The sequence below is a fragment of the Candidatus Sericytochromatia bacterium genome, assembly GCA_035285325.1.
GTDB lineage: Bacteria > Cyanobacteriota > Sericytochromatia > S15B-MN24 > JAQBPE01 > JAYKJB01.
Genome location: JAYKJB010000124.1, coordinates 22,079 through 45,101 on the forward strand (window position 1 = coordinate 22,079; position 23,023 = coordinate 45,101).

Below are 23,023 nucleotides of genomic sequence, written 5' to 3' on the forward strand. Positions count from 1 at the left end.
TTCGTGTGGCCAGCTCGTATAAAGACGGCCACACGAACCCCGTCTGAATCGTTCAGGCCGGCACGTAGATGCCGAGCACGTGACCATTGCCGGGCGGGAAGTTCTGCGGGCCGCCGTAGCCCATCTCGCCGCCGTTGGCGAACCAGCCCTGGCCCGTGGCGATCGCGATGTCACCGGCCACCGGGTGGGACGTCCCGGGCGTGTTGGGCTTCACCACCACGATCGCGCCGGGAGGGGCCTGATAGGGGTTGTCGAGGGCCAATTTCTTGAGGCCGTAACGTGCGGGGTCGGCATCGACCAGCTCAGCGAAGTTCTTGGCGTAAGCGCCCGACAGCGCGGGCGCGTTGGCACCGAAGGCGCCATATTTCACACCGAACTTCTCCAGGTAGTCGGCCACATGTGAATAGCACATGCCGTCCGGCCGCTTGCCCTGGGACTTCTGGATGGCCAGCTGCGCCAGATTGGCCATCTCGCCTTTGGCATCACCGGACAGCGGCAGATTGGGGTCAACCCCGGCCAGCGGCGCCGGCTTGGTTCGAAAGGCGCGCGAGGCCACGCCGGTTGCCATCTCCGCGAGAAAACCCGCGCGCTGCGCTTCCGGCACCTGGGCGGCGATCGCCTCCTGCTGGAACTTGGGCATGTTGGCCCACTGGTCGGCCGTGATTGCCTTGCCGTTGGCCGCCCAGACCGGCACCCCGGAGGGGTCCAGCTTGTACAGGCGCCCCTGGGCATCGGGCCGATGACCGAAATTCAGTTCCACCTTGGAGTCCGGGCCGCCCCAGGTCTTGCCGGTGTCCGGGGCAGGACGCGCAGCACTCGTCGCAGGCAGGGTGAGCTGACTCACCGGCCCGGGCGCGGTCGTCCGGTTGCCGTCGGCCGCGATGGCGGGACTTCCGGGCAGGGCTGGCGCAGCCGGCACCTGAGGAGCTGCAGCCGTGGGAAGCGTGGGCGCAGCCGCCGGCAGAGAACCTGCCAGAGGTGAAGTGGACGCACGCAGTGGCCCCGAATTCGACATGAACATTCTCCTCAGCGAGCGGCCTTGCTGCCGCACCAACACCCTCATGCATGTATCACCCGGGACACGTCCGGCGTGACGTCAAATGCCTGTTAAGTCAATTAAATCTATTTAATAAACTCACCTGACAGAAGGGCCCGCCGCGATCGCCATGATCGCAGCGGGCCCTCTCCCTGAAAGGGATCAGCGTGGGCGACGGGAGTGGTAGGTTCCGCCACGACGACCATCGAAGTTGCGCGGGTCGCGTGCGCGACCACCGCCCCAACGCCCGATCTCACCAGGGCGCGGACCCGTGGCGCCGCGCGGCTCGATCACGATGCGACGGTTGGGCTCCTCGCCGGTCGAATAGGTTTGCAGGTCAGGATATTGCTCGGAGACCAGGTGGTGCACCGTGCGACGATCGGCCGGGTTCATCGGCTCGAGTGCGAAGCGCTTGCCGCTCTCCTGCACCCGACTGGCCGCATGATGCGCATCTTCCAGCAACTTCTCCTCGTGGCGGGCGCGGTAATCTCCCACGTCCACGCTGATGCGACGATCCAGACGCGTACCATAGAGCACGTTCAACAGATATTGAATGGCCTGCAGCGTCTGTCCCTTGCGACCAATCAACACGCCTGCATCCTCATCCGAATCGATGCGGATCGTGATTTGCTCCTCGGTTTCGCTGGTGATGGCGATATCCGCCGCCAGGTCCATGGCCCCCACCAGCGCAGCCAGAAAGTCGAGCGCCGTGTCGAGAATTGCGTCCTGTGATTCCACAACGACGTCTTCGGTGAACTCCATCCCCTATCTCCTCTTCTTGGATGCCGACTTCCCATCGTTGGCTGTCACGGGAACCGCCGACACTTCGATGGTTGAATTCGCCGCACTGGCGGCTGCAGGCTTGGCCACGCCGTACATGTTTTTCAACACCAGATACTGACCCATGGTGAAGAAATTCGAGAATACCGTGTAAAGCAGCACACCCGCCGGCAGCGGAATGAGCAGGAACATCACGGTGATCATGATGGGCATGGTGTGCAGCATCTGACGCTGCATCGGGTCGTTCGGATCCGTCATCATCATGAGCTGGGTGATGTAGGTGGTGACACCGAAAACCACGATCATGGCGATGTTGTCCCAGAACAAGCCCCCGGTCGTCAGGTAGTGGAAGAATCCGACAAACGGATCGAGCGGGGCATGCCAGGTGGGATAGAAGCCCACGCGGGTCAGGTCTTGAATGAACAGCCAGCCCTGATGGTTCAGGCGTTGGGTGAACTCGGTGGAAATCAGCAGCGTGTAGAGGGCGATCAGGAAGGGCATCTGGATCAGCAAGGGCAAGCACCCACCAAAGGGATTGACCTTGTGTTCCTGATAGAAGGCCATCATGGCCTGATTGAGTTCCTGCGGGTTGTCCTTGTACTTGGCCTGCAATTCCTTCAAGCGCGGCTGGAGCTCCTGCATTTCCTTCATGCTGCGGTACTGCTTCGCAGACAGCGGGAAAATTGCCACGCGCACCACCACCGTGATCATGATGATGGCAAAGCCATAACTACCGGAGACGCGGTGGAACATCTCCAGAATCGGCATCATCATGCCATTGACCAGATAATCGAACATGAGTGTTTAAAACCTCGTCAGCTCCGGGCTTGTCGAACAAGGCGCCCTCGAACCGACGTCTCAAGGAACCGGATCGATTCCTCCGGGGTGAAAGGGGTGACAGCGTCCGATGCGGCGAACGGCTAGCGCGCCCCCTCGAAGCAGTCCGTGCCGGTCGAACGCCATGACCGCATAGTGCGAACACGTCGGATGAAACCGGCACACCCTGGGCCAGAAGCGGCTGACCGCCTGATAGATTCGGATCAGCGAAATCACCAAATCAACAAGACGAAACCGCGTCATGAGCCCGACATTATACATCATTCTGGGGAAGGACTGGTTCGGTCGCCACCGGCTGCATCAGCCCCGCGCGCTGGCACTGTACCATCATGGCCTGACGGAGCTCGGCATAGGAAGCCTCGGCCGCCTGCGGCTTGACCTGGCAAACAAGCTGGAAACCGAAGCCCAGCTGTGGTCCGAGGCGTCTCAGGATGTCTCGCAGCTGTCGCTTGAGCCGGTTGCGCAAGACGGCCTTGCCGACCTTGCGCGACAACGAAAATCCGAACGCCCGGCTTGTCGGTACCTCGGGGGTCTGCCTGACGCGCAAGGAAAAAAAAGGCCCACCGAAGGAACGTCCCTGGGCAAACACGACACGAAAATCGTGATTTTTGCGCAGGCGCTCTGCGGCGGGCAGCATCGACCGGTGAGGAATCAGGCGGACAGGCGCTTGCGCCCCTTGGCGCGACGACGCCGCAGCACGTTCCGACCACCTGAGGAGGCCATGCGCTGGAGGAAACCGTGCACCTTCTTGCGCTGACGCTTTTTCGGCTGGAAGGTCATCTTCATGGGATTTCACCTGCCTTTCAGGGCGAGCGGTCATCGGACGACCTGCCGCGCCGGAGATTATGTTGATATCAAGATCTGCGCGCTGGATCGACCCGGTGCAAGCTGTTACGATGAGCAAGCAGACGCGCCGAACGGCCATGAGCCGTTTAAGATCCGGCTAAGAATTCGAATAATAACACATCGAGCAAGCCCCGATCAAGCATTTCAGGTGCGTCCGAGTTGACCATCCCCGCCGCTGGATCTGGTTATCGACCTGATGCCCGACCCGCTGGCCCAGCAATGAAATGATTCCCCGCCCCCCATGTCGGTCGACGAAGTCTGGCAAAAAAGCCTGGCCCAGATTCAAGCCAAGCTTGGCAGTACGCCCAGTTACAAGACGATTTTCGAACCGTCACGCCTGGTGACGCTCGAGAGCGGGCAAGCGGTCGTGGAAGTCCCCAATCGCTTCGTCCGCGACCAGATGCGCAAGCACCAGCACGATCTCTTGCTCCGCTCCGTGCTTCAGGACGTGTCGGGCGAGTCACTCGAGATCGAACTGATCGTGCCGATTGCCGACACCAGACCGGAGGCATTCGACCCCCCCATCGTGGTCGAAAAGAGCCCGGCGCCGCTCGGACGACCTGGCGGGGGCAGTCCCGTCGTGGGGATCCTCAACCCCAAATATACCTTCGCGACCTTCGTGATCGGCAGCCACAGCCATTTTGCCCATGCGGCGGCCGTGGCGGTGGCCGAGAGCCCCGCCAGAGCTTACAACCCTCTGTTCATCTACGGGGATGTCGGCCTGGGAAAAACCCATCTGATGCACGCGATCGCCCACCATTTGCTCGGTCGCCATCCGGAAATGAAGGTGGCCTATCTGTCGAGTGAAAAATTCACCAATGAGCTGATCAACGCGATCAAGGAAGACCGCATGATGGACTTCAAGAATCGCTACCGACAGATCGATCTGCTGCTGGTCGATGACATCCAGTTCATGGAAGGCAAAGAAGCCACCCAGGAAGAGTTTTTCCACACCTTCAACGCCCTGCACGAAGCGGGCAAACAAATCGTGATCAGTTCGGACCGGCCGCCCAAAGAAATCGCTGCCCTGACGGACCGCCTGCGCAACCGCTTCGAATGGGGCTTGATCGCGGACATCCAAACGCCGGATCTCGAAACCCGCATCGCCATTCTGAAAAAGAAAGCCGACGTGGATGCGATCCACGCGCCGGACGATGTGCTGCAATACATTGCCAGTGCCTATCCCAACAACGTGAGGGAACTGGAGGGGGCCTTCATTCGCGCGATGGCCTATGCCAGCCTGTCGAATGAACCCTTGACCGTGGGCCTGGCCGAGAAGGCTCTGGGCACCATCAGCCCCTCCAAGCCCATCACGATCGCCCTGATCAACGACATGGTGGCCGAACACTATCACCTGGACGTCACGGATCTGGTGGGTTCACGGCGAACCAAGGAAATTTCGCAGGCCCGTCAGGTCGCGATGTACCTGGCCCGGGAGCTGACCGACATGAGTTTGAACATCATCGGCAGCAAGTATGGCGGGCGTGACCACACCACGGTCATGCACGCCATCGAGAAGATCAAGGGCCAGATCGGACGCGACACCCAGCTGACGGCCGATATCCAGCGCTTCACGGCCCGCCTGAAGAGCTGAGGGCGTCGCGAGAGGGGACGCCCTCACGACCTTCCCCAGACCCCTGGGCCTGCCGGCTGAGGTCTGGTGGATGCCGTCGGCCGGACCGGGGCTGCGTGTCCCTCGACTGATTGGGGATAACTTGGGGAAAGCTGGCGCCTGACCTGTGGATAACTTGGTGGAAAACGCATCAAGTTTTCTAGGCCTTGCGACATCTGAACAAAGATGTTAACGCCCCAAAGGCTTGATCTGACGATCGTTTCAGCCCTTGACAAGGCCTGAAGAAGCATTTGCCCCCCCTGGCGGCTCGGTGGAAAACTTGGGGAAAGTGAGGGGAAAAGCAGGGGGAAAAGCGGTGGATAAATCCCCCAAAATCCAGACAGGATGCTGAACCGTTGTAACCCTGATCACTTTTCCACCACTAGAAATGCCGCTCAGAGGGAATCGATGAAAACAAAAAACCTTTACTGAAGCGGGTTTTGAGGTTTTCCACCGTTCCCTCCATCGGGCCAGTCTGAGGGCATGGTGGAAAACTAGGTGGATAAATTCCTCCCAACCGCCGCCTCGTCGGTGGAAAAGTGGCTGGATTTTGCACCGCCTGAACGAGCCCGTGGACAAGTGCCGAACTTCTCCTGATCTTTTCAACCGGGTCCGAAGCAGGTCAGACTTGAAAAATCCCCTACTTATCCACCATTTCCACAGCCCCTATTACTACTGGTAAGAAAAATAAATAAAAGCAGGATTCTCTTTAAGAGCGCGTAAAAAAAAATAGGTGTCGCCGCGATCGGGGAGACAAACGACCGAACGGACAAAACGGTGGAGAATTCGGTGGATAACCTGCCGTTTTTGGTGGATAACCAGGCGGAAAAGTGGGGGATGGGTTCTGAAAGACGAGCCTGCAACACCTCTTGCTGACGCTCAACCGCCTGCATTTACCGGTTTTCTCAGCGGGTGGTATGATGCCAACCCCGTCAGGAATCGTCGAAAGTACCTCGCCATGCACGTCCTCGTTTCTCGTGAACAACTCGCCCGCGGCATTCAGGCCGTGACCCGTGCCGTTTCGATTCGCGGTCCTTTGCCCATCCTGTCCCACATCAAGCTGGTGGCCGATCCCGACGCGCCGGTGACGGACCCGCACGGGGGAACCAGCAAGGGGGCCTTGATTCTGACGGCAACCGACCTGGAAATCGGTCTGGAAGCCAGAGTGATGGCGGATGTGCGGGTACCGGGCGCGATCGCCTTGGCTGCCAAAACGCTGGGCGATATCGTGACCAAATTGCCTGCGGCCGAGGTCGAGATCAAGAAGCCGGACGGCAGCAACGAGATCACCTTGCGTTGCCAGCGGGCCAAATTCACTTTGCGCGGACTGTCGGCTCAGGAATTTCCCGAACTTCCGATGCCCAGCGAGGATGCCACGCCGGTGGCGCTGGAAACGGCGGAACTTTCTCGCAGCATCCGCCAAACCCTTTATGCGGCGGCCGGTGAAGACAAGGCGGTCATCTCGGGCATTCTGACCGAACTGGCGGAAGGCAAGCTCGAACTGGCGGCCACCGATGGATTCCGTCTGGCCTGGCGGCAGGCGACCAGCCAGGGGGCTGATGCCAAGATGTCGCTGGTGGTGCCGCGTCGCACCATGGACGAACTCTCGCGGCAACTTACCGCCAGCGGTGCGGGACAGGTGCAGATCCGCTCGGCGCAGAACCAGGTCGTGTTTCAGATGCCTGACCGCTACATGACCAGTCGCCTGGTGGATGGTACCTATCCCAATTACCGACAGATCATTCCTCAGGCTTTCGAGCGTGAGGCCAAACTCGACCGAGCCAGTTTCCTGGCGGCTGTCGAACGGGTGAGCATCATGGCGCTCGATCGCGAAGCCCACACCATCAAGCTGGAATTCAAGTCCGGCGAGTTGCTGCTGATGGCGCAATCATCCGAGGTGGGTGATTCCGACGAGGTGTTGCCGATCGAATTCTCCGGCGAGCCCATCACCATCTCGTTCAACGCCACCTTCGTGATCGATGCCCTGAAAAACGTGGACGCGGAGACGGTCCGCTTCAGCATGAACGCTCCTTTGCTGCCCGCCTTGTTGCGTCCGGAGCATTCGGATGATCAGATCTGTTTGTTGATGCCGGTGAATCGCGGTTGAGCCGGTTTCGGGCGCGCTGAACAAAGCCAGCTCCCTGGGGCGTTGCGCGTCTTGGCCATCCGAGGAACGGCACCGAAACGATGTTTCTTCACCGTCTCGAACTCACGGATTACCGCAGTTATCAGCAGCTTGCCGTCGAGTTTGAGCGTCGCAAGGTGATCCTGCTCGGGGACAACGCCCAGGGCAAGACCAACGTGCTCGAGTCCATCGGCATGATGGCCACCTTCAAAAGTCCGACGGCCCGCAAAGATGCCGACATCGTGCACTGGGGGCGCGAACAAGCCATCATCCGGGTGCGCGCGCGCCGCGAACTGAGTGAACTGGCGCTCGACATGCTGTTGCGCACCCAGGGCAGGCGGGCCTTTCGCTTGAATGGGCTCTCTCAGAAGCGCCTGCTGGATGTGCTGGGTAAGCTTTTGGTCGTCTGGTTTCGCAGCGAAGACATGATGCTCGTCAAAGGGGGCCCGGGTGAGCGACGCGACTTTCTCGACACCATGCTGGTTCAGCTCCAGGTCATGCACCATCAGCAACTTCAGGATTACCAGCGGGTGCTGGCGCAGCGAAATCAGATTTTACGAACCTGGCGCGAGCGACCGTCAGTGGGCTTGCTCGAGGCCTGGAATGAGCAGTTGCTGGGGTTGGCGCTGGCGATCTGGCGCCGGCGTCAGGCACTCGTGAACGCGCTTTCAGACCGGGTTTCTGCCCATCACGCCGCGATCGCCGAGGGACGTGAAGCGGTGGTGCTGCGCTACTTGCCTGCGGTGAATTTCGAAGGACCGGACGATGATTGGGAACCTCAGTTGCGAGAGGCGCTGGCGCGTGGGTTCCGTCAGGAAGTTCAGCGGGGCCAATCGCTGGTGGGCCCACATCGCGATGATCTGGCGTTTGAACTGGACGGGCGAGGGGCCAAGTTTTTCGGTTCTCAGGGGCAGCAGCGGACGCTGGTGCTGGCCCTCAAGCTGGCCGAACTGGAACACCTGCATCGCTGCAGTGGGGAAATGCCGTTGCTTCTGCTCGACGATGTGCTCGCCGAACTCGATATCAAACGCCAGAACGCCCTGCTTGCGGCGATTGGGGACGATGTTCAGACCTTTGTCACCAGCACCCACCTCAACGATTTCTCGGCGGCCTGGGTCGATTCGGCAGAAATTTTCGATGTGACCAGGGGTGCTTTGACCCGGCGCCACACGTCCTGATACGCGGAAAGACGGGCCCTGTTATAATGAGTGACTCATGAGCGCCATCGATCCTGCCCGCATCCGCAATTTTTCCATCATCGCCCACATCGACCACGGCAAGTCGACCCTGGCCGATCGCTTGCTGGAGTACACGGGCACCGTGTCCGCGCGCGAGATGGAGGCCCAGATCCTCGACTCCATGGACATTGAAAAGGAGCGAGGCATCACCATCAAGGCTCAGGCCGTGCGGCTCGATTACCGGGCCGAAGATGGGGAAATGTACATCCTCAACCTGATCGACACGCCGGGCCACGTCGACTTCAACTACGAGGTGTCCCGCAGCCTGGCGGCCTGCGAGGGGGCCTTGCTGGTGGTGGACGCCACGCAAGGCGTCGAGGCCCAGACCCTGGCCAACGTCTATCTGGCGGTCGACAACAACCTGGAAATCGTCCCGGTCATCAACAAGATCGACTTGCCTTCGGCCGAGCCTGAGCGGGTCAAGCAGGAGATCGCCGACGTGATCGGGCTGGACCCTGATCTGGCCGTGCTGGCCTCCGCCAAGGAAGGCATCGGCATCCACGAGATTTGTGAGGCGGTGGTGCGAACGGTGCCGCCCCCCAAGGGGGAGGCGGATGCGCCGCTGCAAGCGCTGATCTTCGACTCGTTTTACGACAGCTATCGGGGCGTGGTGATTTTCTTCCGGGTCATGAATGGCACCTTGCGGGTCGGCGACAAGGTTCGCTTCATGGCCACAGGCAAGGAATACGACGTGACCGAACTGGGGGTCATGCGCCCCAAGCAAACCCAGGTCAACGCCCTGTCCGTGGGCGAAGTCGGCTATCTGGCGGCCAGTATCAAGAGCGTCGGGGATGCCCGGGTGGGCGATACCATCACGCGGGTGGCGTCACCTGCCAGCGAGGCCTGGCCGGGTTACAAGCAGGCCATCCCGATGGTCTTCTGTGGCCTGTATCCCACTTCGGCCGATGACTATCCGGACATGCGCGAGGCGCTCGAAAAACTGTCGCTCAACGATGCCAGCTTGCATTGGGAGCCTGAAACTTCCGTGGCACTTGGTTTTGGTTTCCGCTGCGGGTTTCTGGGCCTGCTTCATATGGAAATCATTCAGGAACGCCTGGAGCGCGAGTACAACCTGACGCTCATCACAACGGCCCCTTCGGTGGAATATCGCGTGACCAAGACCAACGGCGAAGTCGTGATGGTCGATAACCCGAACAACTGGCCCAATCCGGGGCAGATTCAGACGACGGAAGAACCGTATGTGAAGCTGTCCGTGATTACCCCGGCTGATTACGTCGGGGCCATCATGGAACTCACCCAGAGTCGGCGCGGTATCTTCAAGAACATGGAATACATTGACAAGACCCGCTCCTTGCTCACGTACGAGTTGCCGCTGGCCGAACTGATCACCGATTACTTCGACCAGCTCAAGAGCCGCACGCGCGGCTACGCCAGCTTGGATTACGAACTGATCGGGATGCAACCGAGTCAGCTGGTCAAACTCGACGTCTTGCTGGCCGGGGAAGCGGTGGATGCCCTTTCCACCATTGTGCATCGCGACAAGTCTGCCTATGTGGGACGTCAGCTGGCGGAGAAACTGCGCGAACTGATTCCTCGTCAGCAATTTGAGGTGCCCATTCAAGCCGCCATCGGTTCGAAGATCATCGCCCGCGAGACCATCAGCGCCATGCGCAAGAATGTGCTGGCCAAATGTTATGGCGGCGACATCTCGCGGAAGCGCAAGTTGCTCGAAAAACAGAAAGAGGGTAAAAAGAGGATGAAACAGGTGGGCCGCGTCGAGGTGCCCCAAGAGGCCTTCATGGCGGTTTTGCGCATCGGGGAAGACTGATCGGCATCACATAACGTTTCCCCTCGCGGGCGTATCATGCGGGCGTCGGCGTGCCGGATGCGCGGCGCCAAGACGCTGATACAGCGTGGATAGCGGAGGCAGGTTTGGATTTCCCGTTCGAACAGACGCCGGGGTCGGGTTCCGGAGCGCCCACAGACGCCGCCTGGGGCGCGGGTTCAGCGCCTCCGTTGGGCGCACCGGGTACTGACGCAAGTCTGGATGATCTGCTGGCTCTGTATCAGGCGCCGCCCGATGGGGCTGCGACGCCATTCGCTTCCTTGGGAGAACCGGAGGCCTATCCGGCCTTTCCCGATTTTTCCTCGCCTGGGCCGACCTTTGGCGACGCCTCCTCGTCGTTTGCCAACTTCGATGCCCCTGGCGCCGACCAGGGCTTCCCCGACTTTTCCGCGGGCGTCCCGGATTTCCTGTCTCCGCCCCCGGATGGTTTCGCCGGATTTGGTGGCGACCCAGCCGCCTTCGGATTTCCTGCCGCAGATGCTGGAATGACCGATTCTTTTGCGGTGGGGGCGCCGGTGGAAGACGATCCGTTCGCCATGCCGGGCGCACCGGTATTTCCGGCCATGGACGCTGCCGAGGCCTCGCCGCCCGCTGATCCCTTTGCCATGGGGGCGCCGGCAGAAGACGATCCGTTTGCCATGCCGGGCGCGCCGGTATTTCCGGCCATGGACGCTGCGGAGACGCCTTCGCCCGCTGATCCCTTTGCCTTTGGGGCGCCGGTGGAAGACGATCCGTTCGCCATGCCGGGCGCGCCGGTGTTTCCGGCCATGGACGCTGCTGAGACGCCTTCGCCCGCTGATCCCTTTGCCTTTGGAGCGCCGGTGGAAGACGATCCGTTCGCCATGCCGGGCGCGCCGGTATTCCCGGCCATGGACGCTGCGGAGACGGCCTCGTCCGCTGATCCCTTCGCCATGGGAGCATCCACGGAGGAAGACGACCCGTTCGCGATGCCGGGGGCGCCCGTATTCCCGGCCATGGACGCTGCGGAGACGGCCTCGCCCGCCGATCCCTTCGCCATGGGAGCACCTGCGGAGGAAGACGACCCGTTCGCGATGCCGGGGGCGCCGGTATTTCCGGCCATGGACGCTGCTGAGGCGGCTTCGCCCGCTGTTCCCTTCGCCATGGGGGCACCCACGGAGGAAGATGATCCGTTCGCGATGCCGGGGGCGCCCGTGTTCGCCGCCATCGATGACACCATCGAAGAGGCGCCGGCAGCTGCTGGCATGGCTGAAACGGTCGTGGCGGCGGCGCCGGTAGCGGCGGCTCTGGCGGTTGCGGCTGCCCAGCCCACCTCACCACCCCTGGCAGGTCCAGAGGCAGTAGTGGCGCGTGAGGCCATGGCCCGGCAAGAGGTCGTGCTGAAGTCGGCTGAGGAACGCAGACACCTTCACGCCCAGCTAGATTCCATCGTCACCACGATCAACACCCAGCTCGATCACGTGCAGACGGACCTGTCGAATCTCTACACGGAACTTCAGCATGCCGCCATCCACCGTGCCCCGGTGGCCACGATTGTCGGCATCACCGAGCGAATCTCGTCGGCCCGGCAACGGGTGGGGGAGAACTCCGAACCTTACATGCAGGCGCTCTATCTGAGGCAGGTCGCTGACGCCTACATCAACCTCATGCAGGAACTCTGAGCTCAGCCCACAGGGCCTTCGGCCTCTCATGCACGGTGCGTGGGAGGCCGCTGCTTGATCCGGCTCACGGTCTGCCCCGGTCGCCAACGCGGTTGGCGGCCTTTTTCATTTCTATGGCGCTTGACAAGCGATCGCCGGGCTCGGTATATAACCAGTGTTAGCACTCGTCTAACATGAGTGCTAACAGGTTGAACGTGTTGGCCTGCCGCAAGTGCTGCTTGATGCAGGCGTCGTGCACCCCACAGGAGGAATGCAGACATGCCCGCTACCGCCACGAAGATCCGCCCCCTTGGCGATCGCGTCGTCGTGAAGGTCGTGAAGGAAGAGAAGACCGCTGGTGGTCTCGTCCTGCCCGACACCGCTCAGGAAAAGCCCCAGACGGGTGAAGTGCTCGCCGTGGGTCCTGGAAAGACCCTCGACAACGGCTCCCGCCAAACCGTGGATGTGGCCATCGGCGACAAGGTCCTCTTTGCCAAGTATTCCGGCACGGAGGTCAAACTCGATGGTGAGACCTACCTGCTGATTGCTGAGAAGGACATTCTCGGCGTCATCTCCTAGGCCCCGTTTCATCCAGCGAATCAGAAGAGGAAATCATCCATGCCCAAACAGATTTTGTTCGATGAGCAAGCCCGCCGCGCCCTCGAGCGGGGTGTCAATGCCGTGGCCGACGCCGTCAAGGTGACGCTTGGCCCCAAGGGTCGCAACGTGGTGCTCGAGAAGAAGTTCGGCGCCCCTCAGATCGTCAATGACGGTGTGACCATCGCCAAGGAAATCGAGCTCGAGGATCCGATCGAGAACACCGGCGCCCAGCTGGTCAAGGAAGTCGCCACCAAGACCAACGACGTCGCGGGCGACGGTACCACCACCGCCACCGTGCTGGCCCAGGCGATGACCCGCGAAGGCCTCAAGAACGTGGCTGCCGGTGCCAACCCGATGATCATCCGTCATGGCATCGACAAGGCCGTGACCAAGGCCGTGTCCGAGATCAAGAAGCTGGCCAAGCCGGTCGAGAACCGCCAGGCGATCGCCCAGGTGGCCACCATCTCGGCGGGCAACGACGAGTACATCGGCGGCCTGATCGCCGACGCGATGGAGAAAGTCGGCAAGGACGGCGTCATCACCGTCGAAGAGTCCAAGACCATGGGCACCACGCTCGAGGTGGTCGAGGGCATGCAGTTCGACAAGGGCTACATCAGCCCCTACATGGTGACCGACTCCGACCGCATGGAAGCCGTCTACGACGAGCCTTACATCCTGCTGACGGACCGCAAGATCACCTCCGTGGCCGACCTGATCCCCATCCTCGAGAAGGTCGCCCGCAGCGGCCGTGGTCTGATGATCATCGCCGAGGACGTGGAAGGCGAAGCGCTGGCGACCCTGGTCGTCAACAAGCTGCGTGGCATCCTGACGGCCGTTGCCGTCAAGGCGCCTGGCTTCGGCGATCGCCGCAAGGCCATGCTGGAAGACATCGCCATCCTGACCGGTGGTGAGGTCGTCTCGGAAGACAAGGGCCTCAAGCTCGAGAACGTCACCGAACAGTACCTCGGCAAGGCGCGCCAGGTGCGCGTGGGCCGTGAGAAGACCACGATCGTGGCGGGCACCGAGAACAAGGCCAAGGTTGAAGCGCGCATCGCTCAGATCCGCAAGCAGATCGAGGAGACCGATTCGGAGTTCGACCGCGAGAAGCTGCAAGAGCGTCTGGCCAAGCTGGCGGGCGGCGTGGCCGTCATCCAGGTGGGTGCCGCGACCGAGACCGAACTGAAGGACCGCAAGCTGCGCATCGAAGACGCCCTCTCGGCCACCAAGGCGGCCGTCGAGGAAGGCATCGTGGCGGGCGGCGGCACCACCCTGGTCAACCTGATCAAGGGCCTCGATACCCTGCGTCACGAGGTCAAGGGCGATGAGCGCACCGGCGTCGAGATCGTCATGCGTGCTCTGGAAGCTCCCCTCCGCCAGATCGCCGAGAATGCCGGCATCGAAGGCGCGGTCATCCTCGAACAGGTCAAGGGCAAGGAAGCCGGCATCGGCTACAACGCGCTGACCAACGAGTTCGTGAACATGATCGAAGCGGGCATCGTGGACCCGGCCAAGGTGACCCGTTCGGCGCTGCAGAACGCGGCCTCGATCGCCAGCATGCTGCTGACGACCGAAGCCCTGGTGGTCGACAAGCCCGAGAAGAAGTCGGCGGCGCCTGCGGGTGGCCCCGGCGGCATGGGCGGCATGGATATGATGTAAGCCTCCGGCTTGCATCTTCCCGAATCAACACCAGCAGGAGGCCTCCGGTTTTACCGGGGGCCTCTTCCGTGTTCGCCTGCGGCTGGCTCAAGCGAGGCCTTTCGCTCGGTAGACAGCCGGCCTGGCGTGGTATGACTCAGACAGGGGCGTGCGGGAGGTCCAGATGGCAGCAGGGGAAGAGCCACCACGGCCAAAACTACCGGGCGGGCTGGAAATCAATCCGGAGCTGTTCAACAAGCCGTTGAACAAGCTGAGCGGTGTGTTGCGCGATCTGGTTGTCAAACCCGCGGCCGATGCCTTGGCTGATGCCGCTCAAAGGATGGCCGATGCGGCCGGTTCCGTCTCCAAGGGGCTCGAAACCAAAGCCGATCCAGCGTCTCCGGCGGAACCAGCGGCTGCTGGCACCGATCCCTCAACCGCGCGTCCACAAGCGCCCCAGCGGCCCGCTCAGGCGCGCCCCGGCACTGACGTTCTGGTTCGTAGTCAGGCCGTCACAGGGCCCTTGCGCGGCACGACCGATCCGCTCGCCAGTCGTTCCTCGCCCTCAGGAAGCCTTGAGCTGTCGCACGCCCACCCGGAGGCTGCCCAAGCCAAGCCCGCTCACTCCGCGCCTGCGAGCGACATTCCCCAGGATCCGGCCGCCTTGGAGGTCTGGTTGAAAGAGCAGGCGGCGCTCTCGGATCGGCGGATGAACTTCATCGTGCAGTACCTCAAGGATCCCAGCAGCAGCCCGGATTTCTCCAACAAGCCCTTGGTGTACCGGATCGTCACGCAGGAGCGTTCCTACCAGCAGGCCCTGGTCGGACGCCTCCAGCAGCAACTGGAGTCCGCGCCCTCGGCGCAGCGGGGCTCACTCCAGGAGACCCTGCTGGAGGCTCAGCGGCGGCAAAGTCAGCTGTTCATCGTGTTGAAGAAGATCACTGGACGCAGTGGTCACACGGGGGGCACAGGTTACCTGGGGTCGGGCCCCGCCAAGCCCGCTCAAGGACCTGGCGCTGGCTCGGAAGGGTGATTGCGGGGCTTCTGGACGGGGGCTGATGGCCCGCAGGCCGGGGCGCTCACCGCGAGACCATATATCCCTTTGTTGTTGGCGGAGCATCGACCCTCGGCGTCAGTGGCTTGGCTTAGCGGACGGCCGTCGCAGGCTCGCTTCTCGTCCTTACCCTGTGTGGGTTGACTGGCGTTTGGTTGGCTCCTGAGGCTGTGTGGTACAGGGATAGTGGTGATGGCTGGCACGCCGTCGAATTTGTGGACGGTCTGACCGATTCGACCGCTCGACCCATTCAAAGGAGTTGGCGTATGTCTCGTGGAGTCTCCGGCATTCCCCCCAAGGCCCAGATGATAGCCTTGTTGGTCGCTTCCGGCGCTCGGACCGAGCGGGAATTGCAGGGCAAGACCCCAGCCCAGATTTTCCACCAGGATTATCGGCCCACCTTTTCCAAGGACAAGGTGCTGACCACGGATCAGGTCCGGCGCATCGGCGACGGGTTGGGATGGGACCAGGGCAAGCTCGATGCTGCCATTGTTCGGGCCAATGGCGGTCGTCGGGCGGATTCTGAGATCACGAATCAGGAATTCAATCGTCTGGTGGCCGATATGGGGGGGAAAACGCCTGCGGTGATGCTTCAGACCCTGCTGACCGACCACGTCACCTTCAAGACCTGGCCGGTCGATCGGAAGGCCTTCAAGGATGTTCAGGCTGAAGCGGAAAGCCAAGTCAATGCCTTTCTTGCGGTGGCCAAGGATGATACCCGGCCCGCTGCCGAACGCCATCAAGCCGCGGATGAGGCCATCAAACTCGCCCGGGGGTACGATGCGGCCGTCACCGCCACGGGCATGTTTCCAAATTTCACGTTCGGAAAGTACACCAACCGACCCCCCGCCTACCGCTCATTGGCCAAAATGGCCAAGACGGCGAAGGAACTCAAAACGACGATCGACCAGGCATCCGCTGCAGCAGCAAGCCAGCCAAAAACGGCAGGGGTGGCGTCGACCCTTCCACAGCGGCAACCTCTCGATCTGGGTGCGCTTCAGGCCGAGGTGACTCAGGCCACCACGCCGGCCGTTCGCAGGGCCCTGAAGGCGGTTTCAGACGGCAAAGTCGAAAGCCAGAAGGACTTCGTGACGGCCATGTTGGGGGCCAAGGACCCCGCCTCGATCGATGCCCTGCGGGAATTGGCCAAGGAACGTGCCGCCGCCACGGGTGACGCGCTCTGGAAGGACTTGCATGCGGCTCTCGACACGACGGCGAGCCAGACTTTCGTGGCGTTGACGCCCGATTTCAAGCGCACCAAGCTGCGCCAGACGATCGATCAGCAGGATTGGAACAAGCTGGGCATCCAGGAACCACCCAAACCCAAGCCGGCTCAAACCACATCAGCGCGGCAACCCGTCAACAACCAAGCTGCAACGGCCCGCCAGGCGGCCAATTCGGGCGGTCTGGCGGGTGCCATCCGGCAAAACCGCCCCATTGCGTTCACGGGCGTTGTGGGAATCCCGGGCATGGCGTTGGCGTTTTCCAGATAGCTTTGCCAGGCGTCCGGACTTTGCTAGCAACCCGTGGGTTGGTGTGCTGCCTTTGCGCGAGGTGTTCGGGGGAGACTGCTGGTCTTGTTTCCCGCCTGTTAACCCGTGTCCGGTGCGTTTAGCGGGCATGGGTTCGGGTATGTCAAGCATGGACCGAGGCGCCATTCTGAAAAGGCGCGCTGGAGGTTTCCCGTCAGGCGACCGTCAACGTGGAGGTTGTTTTGGCGGAGACCACCGAACAAATGGGTGATAAGCGAGGAGGATGACCAGGCGATGACCGTATCGAACAATTCCAGCCTTCCCACCAAAGGTCAGATGGTGCGTTTGCTCGAGAACGCGGGGAAGGGCACTGCCGCAGAACTGAACAAACTCAGCGAGGCAGAAGTCAAGAAAAAGTACAACGCCACCTTCAAGTCCGATGACGTCATGACCAGCGACCAGGTGAAGGCCTTGGGGGCCAAGGCAGGCTGGGACCAGGGCAAGATCGACGCGGCACTGGCCAAGGTGGACACGAAGGACAAGGGGAAAATCAACAAGGCGGAGTTTGATGCACTGGTCCAGGAGGTGGGTGCCTCGCAGGGCAAGAGCCTGTTGCAGGCCCTGATCGCCGATCCGGAGACCTTTGAGAAGTGGAATCCGAGCCTGTCTGAGCTGACGGCCCTGGAAACCGAGGCCAAGACCGCTCTGGCGGACAAGCTCAACGAGGCCAAGGACACTTCCAAACCCGCGGCCGACCGCCTCAAGGCAGCGCAGGAAGCCGAGCATTTGGCCCGCCTGGTCAACTCGGCCGTCGCGGGTTCTGGTCACACCATGATCAACATGAACGCCCAGCGGGATGAGGCCATAACGCTGGTCAGCGATATGAAACTGGCCACGGGCGACGATGCGGAACTGGAGAAGCGACTTGGAGCCGCTGGCGCTGATGCCACCAAGATCGGCGCCATTGCGGCCGCATTGCCCGCTGGCGATGTGCGCCGGGAGGTGCTGGAGGCTCTGGTCGCTGATGGCAAGGTCGACTCAACCTTCGATAAGAGCATTCTGGCCGCACTCACCGAGAAGCGGAATGGCAAGCTTGGCGTGGCGGAGATGGAAAAGTCGCTCAAGGCGGCTCTCGCCGCGGTTTCGGGGGGTGATGCGGCCCAGATCGAGCTGGCCGCCAAGGCTTACTCCGCTGCGGCCAGTGGTGAAAACCAGAAACTGGTAGGCGACTTCAAGGACCGGGCCACGGCCCTCAGCCAGATTGCCAAGGCGACGACGCCCAAGGTGCGTGAGGAACTGCTCAAGGGCATGGATGGGGTGGATAACGACAAGAAGCAATCGGATGACCAGGTGGCCTTCGCGAACGCGGCGAAGGCAGCGAGCACGAAAGAAGACCTGGCAGCTCTCAAGGCCTTTGGCAACATGCAGACGCAAGAGAAGGACCCCTATTTCGACGCGACCTTCATGAACAAGCTGGACCTGATCGAGAAGAACTTCGATGGTTTGAAGGCAGAGCCGGATGTCTGGTCGAACATGATGAAACTGTTGGCTGACAAGGTCGACAATAAAAAGGATTTTGGGGCTGCCCTGATGGCGGCCAAGACCCCTGCAGCCGTCGACGCCCTGCTGGCCTACTCGGCCGATCGAGGGACCCACTTCAAGGGCGTGGACGTCTGGGACAAGATGTTGGTTGCCTTTGCCGGGAAGGACAAGGCGGCCTTTATCGGGTTGACCTCAGACGCCAAAAAGGCCTGGCTGCAGCCCAGTTTCACGGATAAGGAACAAACCGAGCTGGGCATCAAGTAAGGCGTTCGAGACTTGGTGGGCCAGCGAACCCTCTACCGGGGGTAAAACTCGGTGGCAAAGGGCCCCTGCGGGGGCCCTTTTTTAAGGTCTATATCCAGTCGACAGGATGCGCACGATGCTGGTTTTTTTCGGTCGGACTGTCACCACCCCGGGTGAATGGCCGCGCCTGGATGCTGCGATCTGATTTCAGTTGGGCGGCCTTTCACTGCGGATCTGCTGCGTCAGGTGTTCGAAAATGAAGCGCACGAGGGCCTCGCGATCCGCCTCGGAGACCTGGGTGAATTGAAAGCCGCTGGTGAAATAGCGCGTGGCCACGCCCTGAGGGAACGGGTTGGCGCGCACCACCTTGCCGTGCAGTTCCAGGGGGCCGGCGGGCAGCGACAACTGCAGGCGCAGGAGGCTGTTGGGAATGAAGGGGCGATCGCCGGCCAGCTGGCAGCCTGCGCCGCTCAGGTCGAGAATGCGCAGGGTGCTCGGCTGAAAATACCGCCCGGCCATGAACAAGGCCGCCTGCACCTCCAGCGTCATGCTGGCGCGCACGTTGCCGCGGCGCTGCGCCTTCACGAACGCCTCCGCCGGGGGGCGCGTCAGCACCCAGGTGTCGCCCATGACGCCCTCGATGGTGGTCGTGCAGGCCCACACGAGCGTGTCCTGAGGCAGGTGACATGTGACCCGGCTGGGGTGCTCCTGCAGCACCAGCGACACGCCATCCAGGATTGGCGGGGCGATCAGGAGCACCTCATCCCGCACCGCGACGATTTTCGAAAAGTAGGTCGTTTCCTCGTCCGTGACCTGCCCCGTGGGGGGCAGCACGATCTCGAGGGGTTGATCCGCTTTCAGCGGGGGCAGCTGGTCTTCCGGCCCGGTCATACCAGCGTGCCGCTCACACGGGCGTCGCGCAGCAGGTCGCGATAGCTGCGGGTGATGCGCGGGTGCCCCGCCAGCCCGAGGCGTGCGATGGTGGCTTCCAGCCTCGCCAGGGTCGCGTCGCGTTCGTCCGCGACGGCCTCCACTTCACAGTAGCTGCCCAGCCCGCTGATCAGATCGATCACCACGTGGACGCCATTCGGCAACTCCCAGCTGTCGCGATGTTTTTCCACCACCTCGCCGGGCGGAAAACCCAGGCGCGTGAACACGGTCAGCCAGGTGTCCAGCTGCTCCGGTTCGATCGCCGGTTCCCACTCCTCGCGCACGCGAATGCCGGCCACCTTCTCGAAGCCGGCCTTGAGGGTCACGCAGGCCTTGTCGCCATCCTGACGGACGCGCAGGGCCACCGGCAGTCCGGCCGTGGCCAGGTAGACGTCCCGCTGGGGGCCGCTGCGCGTCGGCGCCCCGAGCAGGGCCCGCAAGCGGGCGGTCTCGGCGGCATCCAGGGCAAATTTGGCTTCGATTTCCAAGGCTTCCGTCTCCTTCGATCGGCCCGGCAAGCAGGTGCTTGAGGCGCTCGGGCCGTCATCGCCTCAGCCCGGGCGGCCTCGCCTCCGGGTGTGTTCGGCGGCTGTTCAGGCTGTCTGGCTGGCGCTTTCGGTCCGAGCAAACGCCAGGGCTGCTTCCATGGCGGCTCGGGCCACCTGTTCCGCCTCACAGTCTTGCAGCATTTCGTGGCCGCTGCGCTGGAACATCTCGATCCGCAGCGGGGCGCCAAGCTTGTTGCGCAGCAACTGGGGCACGATCCCGTGCACGATCGTGTCGCGCGTGGCGAACAGGCCGACCACGGGAACCTGAATCTGGGCCAGCCGTTTTTCCGTTTCCCAGGCGAAGTCGAGCAGCTGATGGAAGGCGGCGGTGGGAAACTTCTTGTAGTTGGTCGAGCGGGCGGCGCAGCTGGGATCCGCGAAGCCGTTGGGGCTGTCCCAGTAACGCACGATTCGCTTGATCAAAGGGGTGAGGGCCGCCAGCGGGTCGCGGAAACGCAGGGCCGGGGCGCACACCACCAGCCCGGCGATCGCCTGTGGGCGACGATGGCCCAGGGTCAGGGCCACCAGCCCGCCCATCGAGAGACCGACCACCACGACCTTCTCCACCTCGCCGAGCAGCTCGTCGAGCGCGGCCTCGGCGTCGGCCACCCAGTCGTCATAGCTCACGCCATCCATGTCCTGATAGCGGGTGCCGTGCCCGCGCAAGAGTGGCATGCGCCAGGGCCAGCCGTGTTTCTCGGCCTCCGGTACCATGCTGCGGACGGTGTCGAGGCTGCCGGTGAAGCCGTGGAGGATCAGCAGACCCGTGGGTTTCTTGTCGGGCATGGCGCAGGCACCTTTTTGGGCAAGGGGAAGCTGGATGGAGCGATTGTAGCAAGTTCACGGGCGTCTCCCAAGCCTCGTCGGTGCGACAATAGCCGGTGTCTTGGCCTTTCTGGCCGAAGAACTTCAAGTCGTTCAAGTTGGGGGAAAAGCAGGCGGCGTCTTTGGTCAGTCTGGGTGTTTCGGAGGATCCTCGCGATGCCTATGCTCGTGCCGGAATGCCAGACCCGAAGTGCGAAAGGGGTGCCCCCATGATCGAGGCCGAGGTCCATCGCAACGGACAGTTGTTGTTGCAACGCACCTACCATGAGCCGGCGTTGTCCCTCGAAACCGTGCTCAAGCAACTCGAGATGTACATCGTGAACGAACAGCTCAACACCGCGGGGGAGTGCCTCTTGCGCGTGCGTTTTGCCAGCGTATCCAAGGCGGGTGGCGCTTGACGGCGTGATCGCCGGGATGCCTGAAGTGCGCCCTGAGCGTGCCTCAGCCGGCTCAACCGCCACCTGGCCGCATCCCAACGGGATCAGGCGGGCGGGCGTGTCATCCTTCACCGAAGTGGCGATAGCCCATGGGCCCGTCGAGACGATGCAGAGCGCCATTCAGGCCTCTCAGCCAGGCCCCGCTGGTCACCCCCCTCTCTGGCGAGACGACCTCCCCGACCCAGAAGCTGGGCGTGCCGCTCTCCCTCAGGGCCGCCTCGATGCATGCGCGATCGTCGGGCGCGCAGCAGCCGACCAGGTGATAGTCCTCGCCGCCGTTCAACATCCCCTCCAGCGGGGCCACCCCCCTCGTTCGGGCCACCGCATCGCGGGCCGGGCAAGCGGGCAGCGCGGACTCCTCCAGGATGACGGCGACCTGGCTGGCCGCCGCCAGGTGCTGGAGGCTGCATGCCAGCCCGTCACTGTCATCCAGCAAGGCCACCCGCGCTCCCCCTGCTGCCAGGGCCAGGCCGGCCGCAATCTGAGGCACGGGCCGCAGGTGGGCCTGACGGAGACTGTCTTGCCAGGCGTCTGGCAGGGTCTGGTGGTCTTGGGGCCGCTCCAGGAGCTGAAATCCGGCCGCAGACCTGCCCGGCACCCCGGTCAGGAAGAGCTGATCACCCGGCTTGGCCTGGTCTCGTCGCAGCAGCTGGGCACCCGGCACGCCGAAGACCGTCACGCTGACCATGATCGGTCCCGGGCTGCCGGTGGTGTCGCCCCCGGCCAGCCAGACGCCGTGGGCCTGCGCCAGGGCCAGGAATCCACGATGAAAGTCGTTCACCCAGGCAGCGGGAAGCGCTGAGGGCAACGACAGCACCAGCAGCGCCGCCGTCGGGCGGGCCCCCATGGCCGCGAGATCGCTCAGGTTCACCGCCAGCGCTTTCCAGCCCAGATCCTCGGCCGAACAGGTGTTCCGTCTGAAGTGGACGTCCTCGACCAGGGCGTCGACCGAGGTCACCAGGCGGGCCTCCGGGAGAGGAATCAGCGCAGCATCGTCTCCGATGCCCAGCCCGCCAGACGGGGGTGGCTGAGCGTCAAGCAGGGTGGCAATCAGGCCCGCCTCCCCCAGTTGGGCCAGAGGGAGGCCGCTGGCGCGTGAAGGATGTGGGGCGCGGCTGTCACGCATGGGAGCGGGGAAGGTCAAAAGGTGTGAGCACGCGGGGCTGGGTCTCCGCAGAAACGGGGCCCCCTCATTTTAATGCAAACTTCACGCCGACTTGGGCAAGTGGCGCGCAAAAGCCACGACATGTGCCGCAGGAGGGCGTGATGAGTTCGCTCAATCATCGGCTTGAAAGCCAGTTGAAGTCTGTGGGGCAGGACCCGACCCTGCGCCCGGCCCTGGCCCAGGTGATCAAGGTCAAGCAGACCCCAGGCGTGACCAGTGTTCGCGTCTATGAGGCGGCACTGGACGCGGCCCGGGATACCTTCGCGGTCTCGACCCCGCATCCTGACCTGGTGCGCGAACGTGCCTTGCTGATTGCCAGCGCCGCTGCGGCGGAAACGTCCGTGTCCCTGGCCGACCTGCCTGCCGGAGCCGACAAGAGTCGTCACTGCTTTCTGAGCGCCTACATGAGCCTCAAGCTGGCGCGGATCGCCGATGGGGTGCTGCCGCGTGCGCTGGCCGAACGGGTCGGTGTCTGGGGCAGCATGGGCATCGGCCTGCTCAAGGAGCTCTATGACATGGTCTTCGCCACCGGCTTCAGCCGCGCAGACCTCGTGGCCGATCTGGCAGGGGCGCGTTTGCCCTTCCAGGCCCCCCGCTTGGGTTGAATCATTCACCCTGATTTCTACCTAAACTTAACGCATAATTTAGTCTCTACGGGGCAAGCCGGTTGCC

At 62.6% G+C, this 23,023-nt stretch carries 22 protein-coding genes; 12 read left to right on the forward strand and 10 right to left on the reverse strand.

The window, feature by feature from the left end; genetic code table 11:
• Nucleotides 1-52: 52 nt before the first annotated feature.
• From VKP62_15410 to rpmH, 6 genes are all read right to left on the reverse strand, one after another.
• Complete coding sequence (locus tag VKP62_15410; protein MEB3198584.1) at nt 53-1,015, reverse strand: hypothetical protein; 963 nt, start codon at nt 1,013-1,015, stop codon at nt 53-55.
• A 183-nt stretch (nt 1,016-1,198) separates the two neighbouring features.
• Nucleotides 1,199-1,798: a R3H domain-containing nucleic acid-binding protein gene (locus tag VKP62_15415; GenBank protein ID MEB3198585.1), complete on the reverse strand. Its 600-nt coding sequence runs from the start codon at nt 1,796-1,798 to the stop codon at nt 1,199-1,201.
• A 3-nt stretch (nt 1,799-1,801) separates the two neighbouring features.
• On the reverse strand, nt 1,802-2,614 hold the full coding sequence (gene yidC / locus VKP62_15420; GenBank protein MEB3198586.1) for a membrane protein insertase YidC: 813 nt from the start codon (nt 2,612-2,614) through the stop codon (nt 1,802-1,804).
• Nucleotides 2,615-2,674: 60 nt separating this feature from the next.
• Entirely contained in the window at nt 2,675-2,896 is a 222-nt protein-coding gene (gene yidD, locus VKP62_15425) for a membrane protein insertion efficiency factor YidD (protein ID MEB3198587.1), read from the reverse strand.
• Between the two features lie 10 nt (nt 2,897-2,906).
• Nucleotides 2,907-3,290 (reverse strand): ribonuclease P protein component, encoded by a 384-nt coding sequence (rnpA, locus tag VKP62_15430; protein ID MEB3198588.1) that lies wholly within the window; start codon nt 3,288-3,290, stop codon nt 2,907-2,909.
• 14 nt (nt 3,291-3,304) lie between these two features.
• Nucleotides 3,305-3,439: a 50S ribosomal protein L34 gene (rpmH, locus tag VKP62_15435; protein MEB3198589.1), complete on the reverse strand. Its 135-nt coding sequence runs from the start codon at nt 3,437-3,439 to the stop codon at nt 3,305-3,307.
• A 301-nt stretch (nt 3,440-3,740) separates the two neighbouring features.
• Here rpmH and dnaA point away from each other — a divergent pair, with 301 nt between their 5' ends.
• From dnaA to VKP62_15485, 10 genes are all read left to right on the forward strand, one after another.
• Entirely contained in the window at nt 3,741-5,093 is a 1,353-nt protein-coding gene (dnaA, locus tag VKP62_15440; protein MEB3198590.1) for a chromosomal replication initiator protein DnaA, read from the forward strand.
• A gap of 976 nt (nt 5,094-6,069) precedes the next feature.
• Nucleotides 6,070-7,218 carry a DNA polymerase III subunit beta gene (gene dnaN / locus VKP62_15445; GenBank protein ID MEB3198591.1) on the forward strand — a complete coding sequence of 383 codons (1,149 nt, stop codon included), beginning with the start codon at nt 6,070-6,072 and terminating at the stop codon, nt 7,216-7,218.
• An 80-nt stretch (nt 7,219-7,298) separates the two neighbouring features.
• Entirely contained in the window at nt 7,299-8,414 is a 1,116-nt protein-coding gene (gene recF, locus VKP62_15450) for a DNA replication/repair protein RecF (protein ID MEB3198592.1), read from the forward strand.
• Nucleotides 8,415-8,451: 37 nt separating this feature from the next.
• Nucleotides 8,452-10,263: a translation elongation factor 4 gene (gene lepA / locus VKP62_15455; GenBank protein MEB3198593.1), complete on the forward strand. Its 1,812-nt coding sequence runs from the start codon at nt 8,452-8,454 to the stop codon at nt 10,261-10,263.
• 104 nt (nt 10,264-10,367) lie between these two features.
• The gene (locus VKP62_15460; protein MEB3198594.1) at nt 10,368-11,921 is read left to right on the forward strand and encodes a hypothetical protein; all 1,554 of its coding nucleotides are present in this window, start codon (nt 10,368-10,370) and stop codon (nt 11,919-11,921) included.
• 258 nt (nt 11,922-12,179) lie between these two features.
• Entirely contained in the window at nt 12,180-12,479 is a 300-nt protein-coding gene (gene groES, locus VKP62_15465) for a co-chaperone GroES (GenBank protein MEB3198595.1), read from the forward strand.
• Nucleotides 12,480-12,518: 39 nt separating this feature from the next.
• Nucleotides 12,519-14,156 (forward strand): chaperonin GroEL, encoded by a 1,638-nt coding sequence (gene groL, locus VKP62_15470; GenBank protein ID MEB3198596.1) that lies wholly within the window; start codon nt 12,519-12,521, stop codon nt 14,154-14,156.
• A gap of 163 nt (nt 14,157-14,319) precedes the next feature.
• Nucleotides 14,320-15,168 (forward strand): hypothetical protein, encoded by an 849-nt coding sequence (locus VKP62_15475; protein ID MEB3198597.1) that lies wholly within the window; start codon nt 14,320-14,322, stop codon nt 15,166-15,168.
• A gap of 287 nt (nt 15,169-15,455) precedes the next feature.
• Complete coding sequence (locus VKP62_15480; protein ID MEB3198598.1) at nt 15,456-16,682, forward strand: hypothetical protein; 1,227 nt, start codon at nt 15,456-15,458, stop codon at nt 16,680-16,682.
• 273 nt (nt 16,683-16,955) lie between these two features.
• Nucleotides 16,956-18,467, forward strand: a complete 1,512-nt coding sequence (locus VKP62_15485) for a hypothetical protein (GenBank protein MEB3198599.1) — start codon at nt 16,956-16,958, stop codon at nt 18,465-18,467.
• Between the two features lie 186 nt (nt 18,468-18,653).
• On the opposite strand, the gene VKP62_15490 is transcribed toward VKP62_15485, so the two are convergent.
• From VKP62_15490 to VKP62_15500, 3 genes are all read right to left on the reverse strand, one after another.
• Complete coding sequence (locus VKP62_15490; protein ID MEB3198600.1) at nt 18,654-19,337, reverse strand: PilZ domain-containing protein; 684 nt, start codon at nt 19,335-19,337, stop codon at nt 18,654-18,656.
• Entirely contained in the window at nt 19,334-19,864 is a 531-nt protein-coding gene (locus tag VKP62_15495) for a class IV adenylate cyclase (protein MEB3198601.1), read from the reverse strand. Before VKP62_15495 ends, VKP62_15490 begins: the two co-directional genes overlap by 4 nt.
• A 105-nt stretch (nt 19,865-19,969) precedes the next feature.
• Entirely contained in the window at nt 19,970-20,710 is a 741-nt protein-coding gene (locus VKP62_15500) for an alpha/beta fold hydrolase (GenBank protein MEB3198602.1), read from the reverse strand.
• 248 nt (nt 20,711-20,958) lie between these two features.
• On the opposite strand from VKP62_15500, the gene VKP62_15505 reads away from it, so the two are divergent.
• Entirely contained in the window at nt 20,959-21,147 is a 189-nt protein-coding gene (locus VKP62_15505; GenBank protein MEB3198603.1) for a hypothetical protein, read from the forward strand.
• Nucleotides 21,148-21,247: 100 nt separating this feature from the next.
• Here VKP62_15505 and thiL read toward each other — a convergent pair whose 3' ends face one another.
• Complete coding sequence (gene thiL, locus VKP62_15510) at nt 21,248-22,312, reverse strand: thiamine-phosphate kinase (GenBank protein MEB3198604.1); 1,065 nt, start codon at nt 22,310-22,312, stop codon at nt 21,248-21,250.
• A 140-nt stretch (nt 22,313-22,452) separates the two neighbouring features.
• Between thiL and VKP62_15515 the strand changes: the two genes are divergently transcribed.
• On the forward strand, nt 22,453-22,956 hold the full coding sequence (locus VKP62_15515) for a hypothetical protein (GenBank protein MEB3198605.1): 504 nt from the start codon (nt 22,453-22,455) through the stop codon (nt 22,954-22,956).
• Nucleotides 22,957-23,023 lie beyond the last annotated feature (67 nt).

What these genes read in the sequence shown, in the direction of transcription:
- dnaN (MEB3198591.1), top strand. Translation starts at nt 6,070, where the DNA reads ATGCACGTCCTCGTTTCTCGTGAACAACTCGCCCGCGGCATTCAGGCC.
- groL (MEB3198596.1), top strand. Translation starts at nt 12,519, where the DNA reads ATGCCCAAACAGATTTTGTTCGATGAGCAAGCCCGCCGCGCCCTCGAG.
- rpmH (MEB3198589.1), bottom strand. Translation starts at nt 3,439, where the DNA reads ATGAAGATGACCTTCCAGCCGAAAAAGCGTCAGCGCAAGAAGGTGCAC.
- thiL (MEB3198604.1), bottom strand. Translation starts at nt 22,312, where the DNA reads ATGCGTGACAGCCGCGCCCCACATCCTTCACGCGCCAGCGGCCTCCCT.
- yidD (MEB3198587.1), bottom strand. Translation starts at nt 2,896, where the DNA reads ATGACGCGGTTTCGTCTTGTTGATTTGGTGATTTCGCTGATCCGAATC.
- recF (MEB3198592.1), top strand. Translation starts at nt 7,299, where the DNA reads ATGTTTCTTCACCGTCTCGAACTCACGGATTACCGCAGTTATCAGCAG.
- VKP62_15475 (MEB3198597.1), top strand. Translation starts at nt 14,320, where the DNA reads ATGGCAGCAGGGGAAGAGCCACCACGGCCAAAACTACCGGGCGGGCTG.
- VKP62_15490 (MEB3198600.1), bottom strand. Translation starts at nt 19,337, where the DNA reads ATGACCGGGCCGGAAGACCAGCTGCCCCCGCTGAAAGCGGATCAACCC.
- dnaA (MEB3198590.1), top strand. Translation starts at nt 3,741, where the DNA reads ATGTCGGTCGACGAAGTCTGGCAAAAAAGCCTGGCCCAGATTCAAGCC.
- groES (MEB3198595.1), top strand. Translation starts at nt 12,180, where the DNA reads ATGCCCGCTACCGCCACGAAGATCCGCCCCCTTGGCGATCGCGTCGTC.
- lepA (MEB3198593.1), top strand. Translation starts at nt 8,452, where the DNA reads ATGAGCGCCATCGATCCTGCCCGCATCCGCAATTTTTCCATCATCGCC.
- rnpA (MEB3198588.1), bottom strand. Translation starts at nt 3,290, where the DNA reads ATGCTGCCCGCCGCAGAGCGCCTGCGCAAAAATCACGATTTTCGTGTC.
- VKP62_15485 (MEB3198599.1), top strand. Translation starts at nt 16,956, where the DNA reads ATGACCGTATCGAACAATTCCAGCCTTCCCACCAAAGGTCAGATGGTG.
- VKP62_15415 (MEB3198585.1), bottom strand. Translation starts at nt 1,798, where the DNA reads ATGGAGTTCACCGAAGACGTCGTTGTGGAATCACAGGACGCAATTCTC.
- VKP62_15515 (MEB3198605.1), top strand. Translation starts at nt 22,453, where the DNA reads ATGAGTTCGCTCAATCATCGGCTTGAAAGCCAGTTGAAGTCTGTGGGG.
- VKP62_15505 (MEB3198603.1), top strand. Translation starts at nt 20,959, where the DNA reads ATGATCGAGGCCGAGGTCCATCGCAACGGACAGTTGTTGTTGCAACGC.
- yidC (MEB3198586.1), bottom strand. Translation starts at nt 2,614, where the DNA reads ATGTTCGATTATCTGGTCAATGGCATGATGATGCCGATTCTGGAGATG.
- VKP62_15500 (MEB3198602.1), bottom strand. Translation starts at nt 20,710, where the DNA reads ATGCCCGACAAGAAACCCACGGGTCTGCTGATCCTCCACGGCTTCACC.
- VKP62_15480 (MEB3198598.1), top strand. Translation starts at nt 15,456, where the DNA reads ATGTCTCGTGGAGTCTCCGGCATTCCCCCCAAGGCCCAGATGATAGCC.
- VKP62_15410 (MEB3198584.1), bottom strand. Translation starts at nt 1,015, where the DNA reads ATGTCGAATTCGGGGCCACTGCGTGCGTCCACTTCACCTCTGGCAGGT.